Annotated in this window: 7 protein-coding genes; 5 read left to right on the forward strand and 2 right to left on the reverse strand. The window is 70.6% G+C overall.

The window, feature by feature from the left end; genetic code table 11:
• Nucleotides 1–154 precede the first annotated feature (154 nt).
• The 3 genes from VNO22_18175 to VNO22_18185 are packed head-to-tail and all read left to right on the forward strand — an operon-like array spanning nt 155 to nt 2,510.
• Nucleotides 155–1,858 carry a hypothetical protein gene (locus tag VNO22_18175; GenBank protein ID HXG63303.1) on the forward strand — a complete coding sequence of 568 codons (1,704 nt, stop codon included), beginning with the start codon at nt 155–157 and terminating at the stop codon, nt 1,856–1,858.
• A 53-nt stretch (nt 1,859–1,911) separates the two neighbouring features.
• A complete protein-coding gene (locus VNO22_18180; GenBank protein HXG63304.1) occupies nt 1,912–2,088 on the forward strand; it encodes a hypothetical protein in 177 nt (58 codons plus the stop codon).
• Nucleotides 2,085–2,510 carry a hemerythrin domain-containing protein gene (locus tag VNO22_18185; protein HXG63305.1) on the forward strand — a complete coding sequence of 142 codons (426 nt, stop codon included), beginning with the start codon at nt 2,085–2,087 and terminating at the stop codon, nt 2,508–2,510. The genes VNO22_18180 and VNO22_18185 overlap by 4 nt, the downstream gene beginning before the upstream one ends.
• A gap of 15 nt (nt 2,511–2,525) precedes the next feature.
• Here VNO22_18185 and VNO22_18190 read toward each other — a convergent pair whose 3' ends face one another.
• Nucleotides 2,526–4,079, reverse strand: coding sequence for an ATP-binding protein (locus tag VNO22_18190; GenBank protein HXG63306.1), 1,554 nt, complete (start codon nt 4,077–4,079; stop codon nt 2,526–2,528).
• 113 nt (nt 4,080–4,192) lie between these two features.
• Nucleotides 4,193–6,796: a hypothetical protein gene (locus VNO22_18195; protein ID HXG63307.1), complete on the reverse strand. Its 2,604-nt coding sequence runs from the start codon at nt 6,794–6,796 to the stop codon at nt 4,193–4,195.
• 314 nt (nt 6,797–7,110) lie between these two features.
• On the opposite strand from VNO22_18195, the gene VNO22_18200 reads away from it, so the two are divergent.
• Both VNO22_18200 and VNO22_18205 read left to right on the forward strand, forming a co-directional pair.
• Nucleotides 7,111–7,287 carry a hypothetical protein gene (locus tag VNO22_18200; GenBank protein ID HXG63308.1) on the forward strand — a complete coding sequence of 59 codons (177 nt, stop codon included), beginning with the start codon at nt 7,111–7,113 and terminating at the stop codon, nt 7,285–7,287.
• Nucleotides 7,288–7,427: 140 nt separating this feature from the next.
• Nucleotides 7,428–8,846 (forward strand): MmgE/PrpD family protein (locus tag VNO22_18205; GenBank protein HXG63309.1); only part of this gene is annotated, 1,419 nt, incomplete at its 3' end.

An 8,846-nucleotide genomic window follows, 5' to 3' on the forward strand; every position in this document is an offset into this window, starting at 1 on the left:
CCACGCCCGCCTCCGCCCCCGGCGCCCGGGCCCGCCCCCGTCCCCGCACCTTCCCTTCCGCGAAAGGCCCGATCCGGCCCGCTTCCGCCGAGGCTCCGGCAACCCCCAAGCCGCGCTTCGGCGGGCAAGAGTCCGGCCGACCGAGGAACGACTCATGACCGTCTTCCGCGGACACGCCTCGTTGCTGTCCCTGCTGCTGATCGCCGCCGTCCCCGGCTGCCGGGAGGACGACGCGGATCCTCCGCGTCCTTCCTTAAGCGACGATGGAGGACTTTCGGCTGTGCGCCGCCGCGCCCGCCAAGCCGACCGCTTCATGGTCCACTACGGAGACTGGACGCCGGAGGCGATCCAGGCCGCCCGGCGGCACCAGGTGGTCGTCGTCCATCCTTCCCAGGGTCACGTCACCCGCGACATCGTCGCCGCGATCCGCCAAGGCGTCGATCCCGCGGATCCTTCGGACGACGTCCTGGTGCTCGGGTACATCTCCGTGGGTGAGGATCTGCGCACGCGGACGCTGACGGACGCCCAGCTCGCCGCGGACCCCCGCTTCCGCGGCGACGGCAGCGGACCCCGCGTGGATCCGCGCGGCCCGGACGCCGACGGGCGGCCTCTGGACGGCATCGACCCGCGCGGCGCGCCCTCCCCCGGGGGAACCCGGTTCGCGTCCTGGTACCTGGACGACAACTCCGTGGACCGCACGGGCAGGGGCGACGGCTTGCCGGACCGCAACGGCCGCTTCGGCGGCGCCTTCGTCAACGCCGGCGACCCCGCCTGGTTCGCCCTTCTCCAGGACATGACCCTCGACGGACCCGACGGTCTGGCCGGTTTCCGCGAAATCCTCGCGACCGATTATGGGCGCGGCCTGGGCTGCGACGGCGTCTTTCTGGATACGATCGACACGTGCGCCCCGAATCGATTTACGGACCCCTCGAGCGACAACCAGTCCGAGTTTGAATGGACGGCTCCCGGATTTTCCGCCTTCATCCGGCGGGTCCGCGCCGCCTATCCGAACGCGGTAATTCTCCAGAACCGGGGCCTCTTCTTCTACGATCCCCGGCATCCGCACTACGCGTTCAGCCCGCGCGGGGCCGTGGACCTCGTGCTCTTCGAGAGCTTCCGGCTGAACTCCCACGCCTTCGAGGAATTCAGCCCGTACTTCTATCCGGACAACCGCTTCAACGTCGCGCCCAAGCTTATCGCCGAATCCCAGAGGCCGGACGGCTTCCGCATCGTCTCGCTCGGATACGCCGAGGGGCCTCCCGACCGGATGTCCCGGGACACGCTCGTCGGCCGTTCGACCGTGGGGCTGGACTCGCTTCTGGAGGACATCCGGGTGACCCAGGAGCTTCACGGGTTCCGGCACTATCTCACCGACGCCCCCGTGCTCCTGGCCAATACGTTCGTCCTGGATCACGCCAACCTGACGGACGCCGCCCCGCCCCGGTGGTCGAGCACCTACAACCCGCACACTCCGCCCTTTCCCACGCCTCCCTCGGAGCCGCCCCCGCGCGTGGGTCTTCAGGAAGCCGTTCCCGGACCGGGAAGCCTGACCGTCCGGTGGGACGTGGCGCTGGACCTTCATCCCGTCCGATACACGCTCTACTATCAGACCCGGCCGTTCGACTTCGCCGCCGACCCGGACCTCCGCTCGGCCGCGCGCATCGCGCTCGTCCCCGAGGTGGGGGCCGGTTACGCCCAAGGTCCGGGACCCGACCGCTATCCCTTTCAGGCCACGATCTCGGGACTCGTTCCCGGTCAGGTCTATTACCTCGTGCTGCGCGCCTCCGACACGTCACCCGCCGCCCACGAGGAAAAAAATCAGGTCGTCCGCACGGCGGCGCCCCTCGGATCTCCGTAACGCCGTGTCCCCGGGGGAATCGGATTCTTCGGCGGTCCCCCGGAGGACAAGCGATGAAGCCCGTGGTCTGGAAGACCGGCGAGCTCTACCGGTGCTTGAACCCCGAATGCGAGTGCGAAATTCTGATCACCCAGCTCCCGCGACCCGGACGGACTCCGGAGTCGCTCCCGCACTGCTGTTCCTGCGGGACCCCGATGCAGGAAGTCAGCCAGCTCAGCGACGCGTCATGAACGACCTGGCCCGCTGGATGAAACGCGAACACCGCTCGGCGCTCCGCCTCCTGGAGGCGTACGAACGGCTCCGGGCGGATCTCGCGCGTCGCAAGCGCGACCTCGCCGACCGCATCCGCCGGCGCCTCGGAGCCCACCTCGACGCCGCCGACGGGATCCTCGAGGCCCTCGAAGAGGAAGCTCCGTGGGCCGTGGCGCGGGCGCGCGAACATCGCCGATCGCTGGGGCGTCTCCTCGAGGAACTGGACCTGGCCCACCCGGACGAGCGCTCCTTCGACGCCAAAATTCGGGCGCTGGGCGAATACCTCGACGCCCACATCCGGGAAGAGGAAGGATCCCTCCTGGCCGAGGCGCGGCGGCTGGATCGCACGCGCCTCCGGGGGCTTTCCGACCGGCTGGCCGGGCGCGAGGGCGCGGCCTGAAGGGGGAATCCCCCCTCAGGCCTCCGGAAGCTCCACCCAGAACCGCGAACCCTTCCCTTCCTCCGATTCCACCCCCACCCGGCCGCCCATCCGCTCGAGGGCCCTTTTCACCATCGCCAGCCCGATTCCGCTCCCCGCGTAGCGGCCGTTCGCGTGCAGGCGTTCGAACACGCGGAAAAGGCGCCCCTGATGCTCCCGGGCGATGCCGATCCCGTTGTCCTCCACGACAAGACGGACGCGATCCCCCGACCGCGCGGCGAAGATCCGAACCTGCGGCGCCACCCCGGGGCGCACGAACTTCACTGCGTTCCCCACGAGATTCAGAATCGCCTGCCGCAGCGTCAGCCGGTGGCCGGTCACGCGCGGCAGCGGCCTCTCGACGGCCACCCGGGCGCCCGCGCGCTCCAGATCCGGCGCCATCTCCCCCAGAATCTCGTCCGCCAGGGCTTCCAGATCCACGGCCTCCAGCGCGATCTCCGACCGGGACAGGCGGCTGTACGCCAGCAGGTCGCAGGTCAGCTTGTCCATCCGCCGCGCCGACTCCACGATCCGCCACGCGTACTCGCGTCCCTCCGGACCCAGCGCCGGGCCGAACCCCTCCAGAAGGATCTCCCCGAAGCTCGCCATGGACCGCAGCGGCGCGCGCAGATCGTGAGACACGGAATAAACGAACGTTTCCAGCTCCCGAACCGCTTCTTCCAGCTCGGCCGTGCGCCTCTCGACGCGACGCTCGAGGTCTTCCTTCAGGCGCCGGATTTCCTCCTGGGCCCGCCGCCGCTCGGTCACCTCAAGTACGGCGCCGACGAGGCGGACGGGCAGGTTCGCGTCGTCGCAGAAGACGCGCCCCCGGCCGGCCACCCAGCGTTCGCGACCCGTCCGGGAATCGACGACCCGGAACTCATCCTTGTAGGAACGCGAAGGGCTTTGCTCGCACGGGTTCCGGAAGAGGCTCCGCTCGACGCGGGACCGGTCCTCGGGATGGATCGAGGCGAGAAAGTTTTCGACCGTCAGGCGTCCGCCCGGGTCCAGCCCCCACAGCTCCAGAACGCGATCCGAGCAGACGAACTCCCCCGTCGCCAGGTTCCAATCCCAGATCCCCAGCTCCGCCGCCTCAAGGGCCAGGCGAAGCCGTTCCTCGCTCCGGCGTGAAGATTCGTCCGCCTTCTTCCGCCGCCGGAGTTTCCGCCCGGGCGGCCCCGCCGCATCGTCCGTGCGCCGCAGGCGCAGGAGAATGAAGGTCCCCCCAAGCCGCGCGGGCGGCCCGAGAAGAACGGCCCGGCAGGCCAGGGGCGCCGCCGATCCGTCCGGCCCGCGGAGTTCCAGGACGCCGTCCCGGGAAGCTTCGGCCCGGGCCCAGCGCTTCAGGTTCTCTTCCAGCGCGGAACGGGAACCCGCCGTCAAGTCCGCCAGCGTCCGCCGGACCAGGGTTTCCCGGGAGCGACCGAGCAGCTCCGCAGCCGCGTCGTTCGCGTCCAGGATCTTTCCGAGCGGATCCAGGAGCAGCGCCGCCTCGGAGAAATGCCGGGCCGCGAGGAAGAAACCCGAGGGTCGCGAAGGGACGTCCTTCATGAAGGCCTCGCCCGACGGCCGGGGGCGACTTCCAGCCTCCGGAATGTGCGGGCGCATTCTAGGCGGACGGCCTCGCGGCGACAAGAGGCGATCGAAAAAAAGCGCGGCGGACTTCACCGCGCCTTCGGGCTTGGCGCGAACTCGACCACCCAGGCCCCGTGCGGCTCCAGGGAGGCGCGGAATCGGCTTTCCGAAAGATTCACCCCGCGGCCCCCGAGCAGCTCACGGGCGCGCCCGACCCTGCGGGCCAGCTCCGGATCCAGGATCACCCGTCCCTCTTCATCCCGCTCGCCCGGGTTGAGAATCACGAGGTAGACATGTCCCGAGGCGTCCGGCCCGAACCGCTCGACGGCGAGACGCTCGTTGTCGCACGCGGCGTGCGTCACCGGATGCCAGCCCGCGGCCGACAGGCGACGCAGGAGCGGAACGTACTTCCGGAAGACCGGCCGGTCCCGCTCATACCAGGCCGGCACTCCCCAATACGGGCGGTTCCAGGCGTCGGCGCTGAAGCAGCTCGGAAAAATCCCATAGAGCAGGCACCGGCGGAAGGCGCGCTCCAGGAGCTCCGGCGTCAGCCGGTCGAAGTCGGTATTGAAGAGCAGCAGGAACGGCTTCTGGAAGGCCATCGCCCGCCAGAAGGCGAGCGTCGCATCGTCGTCCGGCCGCCAGCGTCCGTCCGGAAACCAGTCGGCCTCCATGCCGAGAACGTCGATCCAGGGACACAGGAAACCGAACCTCCGCGGGACGCCGTTGGAGAAGACGAATCGGCCGCGCGCGCGCTGCTCCGCCGCCCGCGCGCGGGCGTGCTCGTAGGCCGCCTGGCCCTTGAAGATCACGGGACGCCCCGTCGAAGGGCAGAAGCTCGGCGGCGCGGTCGCCCGGCGCGCGTGGTCGCGGTCGAAGTCGAGCTCCGCCGTCACGTATCCCTCCAGGGAGTCCAGAAACTCCCCGTCGAGTCCCGGCGGGCCCTCCCCGACGCGGAAGAGTTCGCGGATCGCGGGCGACCGCGGGTTCGGATTGAGGCTCCAGGCGGCGCCGTCGCACCAGGGGGCCGAACGGAAGACGAAGGCGCGACGCCCATCGTCCCGAGCCATCCCGGAAAAGAGCGCCGCCCGCGCGCCGGGATCCCCCGACGCGGCCCGGCGCTCCAGTTCGCGGCGGGCTTCCTCTTCGCGCCTCGGAACTTCGGGGGCCATCGGCATCCACCAGACCAGGGGCTCCGAATAGCGGAAGCTCAGAATTCCTCGCGCGTCGTCCGCGGCCGCGTGCTCGCCGCCTTCGTGGAACTTGAATCCGAAGTCCTCCCAGCCCGGAACGGCGCCCGCGTCGCCGAAAGGAAGCCACGTCCCGGACTCCAGAATCCGCGCGGCGTAGCGCTCCGGAAAGAGCTCGTACAGGCGCTCCAGCGCGGCGCGGAATCCCCAACGGGGCGGAAATCGGAAGAGGACGAACGAGAAAGGCGCGGATCCGCCCGCGGGCAGTCCCAGGTCGTAGGCGACGTAGAACTGCCGCGTCCCGGCGTGGTAGACGATCCGATAGTGCGCCGGCGGGTCCACATCCACGGCCAGCGCCAGGCCTTCGGCGTCCGAGAAGATCGCCCCCAGCGGATAGCGCGAAAGCATGCCCGTGGCGCCGCAGGGGATGCGGACCGCGTGGAGATACTCGCCCCTTCCGGCGATGGGCCGCGAGCGCCGCACGTCATCGCCCCAGCGCCAACCGCGCGCGTCCACCGGAAGAGCGAAAAGCAGCGTGACCGCGCGATCCGTTCCGCGAAGATCCGAGAGCCGCCCCCGGAAGATCACGCGGTCGGCTTGCGCCTCGGCCTCCGTGTCCAGGCGCAGGCCGAGCGGGGCGCACGCGCCCTCCGGGAGGTGCAGGAAGTCCGAGCCCGCGGCGGCGTCGCGCGCGATGAATCCCGAGGGCGCCGGAACCGCCCGCTCCCGCCCGCCCAGGCGCAGCGAGGTCACCCGTCCACCGGCCAGCTCCAGGACGAGGCCGTCCGCCGTGGCGAGGGTCCGGCGCGGCGCCGTCCGGGGCGGGGGCGAGTTCCCGGGCTCGACCGGAACGCCCTCGAAGATCTCCGTCCCCGCCGGGGGATCCGTTTCCTCCACGGAAAAGTCGTCGAACCAGGCCCGCCCCGCGCGGCCGCGAAAGAGGGCGTGCACGGTCACCGAGCGCACGGGCCGGTCCGGATGGATCCGCACTTCGCGCCGCTGCCAGCCGTGAGTTCCCGCGTCGAACGGCGCCGCCTGACCCGGGAGCATGGAGCCGTCGCCGTACTCGACGTCCACGAAGAGCGAGTAGCCTTCGTCCCGCGTGCCGTCCACGCCTTCCGACCGGCTCCAGCCGGAAACCCGCAGCGGGCGGGGCGCGTCGCGGGCGAGAAGGAGGGTCTGTCGGGCGCCGAGGACGGACGTGGCGTCGCGGCTCTCGACGCCCAGGGCGCGGGAGCCTCCGCGGCCGGCTCCTTCGGCGACGGTGAACCCGCGCCCGTGGGGGTTCCAGTCCGCGGCGCCCGTCTCTCCCTCGCGTTCGAAGGACCCGTTGCTCAAGAGCTCCGCCGTTCGAAGTCGGACGCGGGCGGCGCACGGCGGCGCGGTCGAAAGGAGCGCGGGAACGGCGGCCCAGAGAAGACCCAGCGCCGTGCCGGCCAGCGCCAGTCCTCCCGCGGTCCGCCCTTTCAGAGCCCGGACGGCCTTCCCGGCGGAATCGTTCATGCCGACGCGCGGGAAGCTGATCCGGAATCCCTTCCGCCGTTATGGGCGGCGCGCCCATAACGCGGCCGGACATGCAGGCTCTACAGGGCGGAACGCGGAAAGGGACCGGCGGTGTGCAGGCATCCCGCGGCAGGATCCGAATCGCGCATCACGGAGGGGAGAGGACGCCCCGTGATCCCGCTTCCGAACGATTACAGAAATTTTGCGAATCCCCGCGTAACGGGACGGCGGCTTGTGGCTCTATAGGAAGGCCGGGGGAGGCGGAAACGTCCCCCTGAGCCGTTGTGGAAGCGATGGAACGGGGTTGCTTGCCGGTGAGGGGCGCCGCGCTGCGGCTGCCGGGGTCGGGCGACCAGGGGTCGCCGGCGGACCGGAAGGATCTTCCGAGGGAGGATTTCCTGCTTAAGGAAGAGGACGCCTTCGAGCGGATGATGGATCCGGACGTTTCGGGGACCTCGTTCGTTTCGTCGCCGGTCGTGCTGGGACATTAACGCAGGAGGGGGATCCGCGCCGGGGGCGGCGCGCCTTTCTGCACGAAAGCTATCCTGCCCTCTCTCTAGGGCCAAGCCGCCTGAGGGATATCCCGAAGGGGTGGCTTGGCTCTTTTTTTTCGCCCAGGAGGGACGAAGCCGTGGCGGTTGTGGACGCCCTGGCGGCCTTCGTGGCGAAGAGCTCGTGGGAACGGCTCTCCTACGAAGCCCGCCAGACGCTCAAGCGCCACGTCCTGGATTCGCTGGCGTGCGCCCTGGGCGCTCTGGACGCCGATCCGGTCCTCAAGATCCGGCGGCATCTGGAGGATTTCGGCGGGCGCCCGCTGTGCACGCTCATCGGGGGCCCCGCTCTGTCGCCCGACCGGGCGGCCTTCTACAACGGCGCCCTGGTGCGATACCTCGACTTCAACGATTCCTACCTGGCCCGCGGGGAGACCTTCCATCCCAGCGATTCCCTGGGAGCGGTCCTGGCGGCCTCCGAATACGCCGGCGCGGCCGGGAGGGACTTCCTGACCTCTCTGGCCGTCGCCTACCACGTGCAGGCGCGACTTTCCGAAGAAGCGCCGGTCCGCGCCCGGGGCTTCGACCACACCGTCCAGGGCGCCTATGCCGTCGCCGCGGCCGTCTCGCGGGCGCTGGGCCTGGATCCCGAGCGCACGGCCCACGCGGTCGCCATCGCGGGGACGTCCCTCAACGCCCTGCGCGTGACCCGGACGGGGGCGCTTTCGCATTGGAAGGGCCTGGCGGCGCCGAACGCCGCCTTCGGGGCGGTCCACGCGGCCTTCCTGGCCATGCGGGGCATCACGGGGCCGCGGGAGGTGTTCGAGGGCCGCAAAGGGTTCATGGAAAGCCTCGCCGGGCGATTCGAAATCGACTGGGCCCGCGAAGACCTCGAGCGGGTCCGCCGCGCGATCCTGAAAAAGTACGACGCCGAAATTCACGCGCAGTCGGCGATCGAAGCGATCCTGGAACTGCGGCGGGAACACGCCCCGGCCCCGGACCAGGTGGAGACGATCGAGGCGGACGTCTTCGACGTGGCCTACCACATCATCGGCGGCGGCGAGGAGGGCGGGAAGACCGCGGTGCGCACGCGCGAGGACGCCGACCATTCGCTCCCCTATCTTCTGGCGGTGGCGTTCCTGGACGGCGAGGTGACGCCGCAGCAGTATGCGCCGGACCGGATCGGGCGGGCGGACGTCCAGGCGCTTCTCCGGCGGGTGCGCGTCCGGCCGGACGCCGAGTTCAGCCGCCGCTTCCCGGCCGAGATGCCGTGCCGGATCCGCCTGAAGCTCAAGGGCGGACGGACGTTCGAGAAGGAAAAGCGCGACTACGCGGGGTTTCACACGCGGCCCCTGTCCTGGGCCGAGGTGAACGCCAAGTTCGATCGCCTGAGCGGCCCGGTCACGCACGCCGAGTTGCGGCTGGCCCTGCGCCGCACCGTCGAGCGTCTGGAAGACCTTCCGGTCTCGGCGCTGACGACGCTGCTGGCCAAGGCGGGGCGGGAGGCGGCGGTGGAGGCGGCTCCGGCGCCGCCGGGCGGACCGCGCCGCCTGGGAGCC

It is taken from the genome of Planctomycetota bacterium (assembly GCA_035574235.1).
GTDB lineage: Bacteria > Planctomycetota > MHYJ01 > MHYJ01 > JACPRB01 > DATLZA01.

Bases quoted from the DNA above. Each gene is read 5' to 3' on its own strand.
- VNO22_18175 (HXG63303.1), top strand. From the start codon at position 155: ATGACCGTCTTCCGCGGACACGCCTCGTTGCTGTCCCTGCTGCTGATC.
- VNO22_18180 (HXG63304.1), top strand. From the start codon at position 1,912: ATGAAGCCCGTGGTCTGGAAGACCGGCGAGCTCTACCGGTGCTTGAAC.
- VNO22_18185 (HXG63305.1), top strand. From the start codon at position 2,085: ATGAACGACCTGGCCCGCTGGATGAAACGCGAACACCGCTCGGCGCTC.
- VNO22_18190 (HXG63306.1), bottom strand. From the start codon at position 4,079: ATGAAGGACGTCCCTTCGCGACCCTCGGGTTTCTTCCTCGCGGCCCGG.
- VNO22_18195 (HXG63307.1), bottom strand. From the start codon at position 6,796: ATGAACGATTCCGCCGGGAAGGCCGTCCGGGCTCTGAAAGGGCGGACC.